Genomic DNA, 1,322 nt, shown 5'->3' on the forward strand with positions numbered 1-1,322 from the left:
TGAACCGCCCCGAGTTTGATGGAGACCTCAGCGGTTGATGGTCAGGGCATCGTTGGGCTGGTGTTGAGCGTAGTAGATCGCCTCGAATTCCTCAGGTGGAAGGTGTCCGATGGCCGAGTGCAGGCGGGTGGTGTTGAACCAGGCGACCCATTCGGCGGTGGCTAGTTCCACCTCGGCCAGGCTGCGCCAGGGCCCTCTCGGTTTGATCAGTTCGGTCTTGTACAAGCCGATCTGCGATTCCATCAAGGCGTTGTCGAGCGCGTCGCCGACGGTGCCGATGGAGGCGTCGATACCGGCCGCCAGCAGGTGGGTGGTGAAGCGGAAAGAGGTGTATTGACTGCCCGCATCCGAGTGGTGCATCAACCCGCGTTTGACCGGCCGGCCCGCGCGCTCGCGCCGCCACAACGCCATGTCCAGGGCGTCCAGCACCAAGCTGGTCTGCTTGGACAGCGAGGCCGCCCAGCCGACGATCGCCCGGGAATGGACGTCGACCACGAACGCCACGTACACCACCCCGCACCAGGCGGCCACGTGCGTGAAGTCAGCTACCCAGGCGGCGTTCGGCCGGGTCGCGGTGAAGTCTCGCCGCAGCCGGTCAGCCGCCCGCTCATGGCCAGGGTCGGCCACGGTGGTGCGCACCCTCGTGCCGCGCCGCACGCCCTGCAGGCCGAGCGCGCGCATCCGCCGCTCGACGGTGCAGCGGGCCACCTGATGCCCTTCCCGCAGGAGCTGCTGCCAGATCTTGCGGACGCCGTAGACGCCGTAGTTGTCGGCGTGGACGCGCGCGATGTGGGCGTCCAGTTCGGCGTCGCGCACCGCCCGCGTCGAGGGCGGGCGGTTCTTGGCGGCGTAGTAGGTGCTGGTGGACATCTTCAGGCCGTGCTCGGTCAAGACACGGCAGATCGGCTCGACACCGAACACCTCGGCGTGCTGGTCGATGAAGCTCACGAGTGCGTGTGTGGCCGGTCGAGCTCGGCCGCGAAGAAAGCCGACGCGGCCTTCAGGATCTCGTTCGCGCGGCGCAGTTCGGCGTTCTCCCTGCGCAGCCGCTTCAGCTCGGCCGACTCCTCCGTGGTGCGGCCGGGCCGGCTGCCCTCGTCGATCTGTGCCTGCCGGACCCAGGTGCGCAGCGTTTCGGCGGTACCGATGCCGAGCTTGGTCGCCACCGCGTTGATCGTGGCCCACTCGGTCGGATAATCCGGCCGCACCTCGGCGACCATCCGCACCGCTCGGCGGCGCAGCTCAGCGGGATAGGGGGACTTACCTGGCATGGACTCGATCCTCTCAAGAGATCAAGTCTCCACCGGAACCGGGGCGATTCA

The 1,322-nt window shown here is 67.9% G+C and carries 1 protein-coding gene; it reads right to left on the minus strand.

Annotation, left to right across the window (positions count from 1 at the left end):
• Positions 1–27: 27 nt before the first annotated feature.
• A protein-coding gene (locus tag ETD85_RS62325; RefSeq protein WP_138699098.1) for an IS3 family transposase occupies positions 28–1,271 on the minus strand; the annotation gives its coding sequence in 2 pieces (ribosomal slippage) (positions 28–989 and positions 989–1,271; 1,245 coding nt in all).
• Between the last annotated feature and the right edge of the window lie 51 nt (positions 1,272–1,322).

This window comes from Nonomuraea zeae (genome assembly GCF_005889725.1).
GTDB lineage: Bacteria > Actinomycetota > Actinomycetes > Streptosporangiales > Streptosporangiaceae > Nonomuraea > Nonomuraea zeae.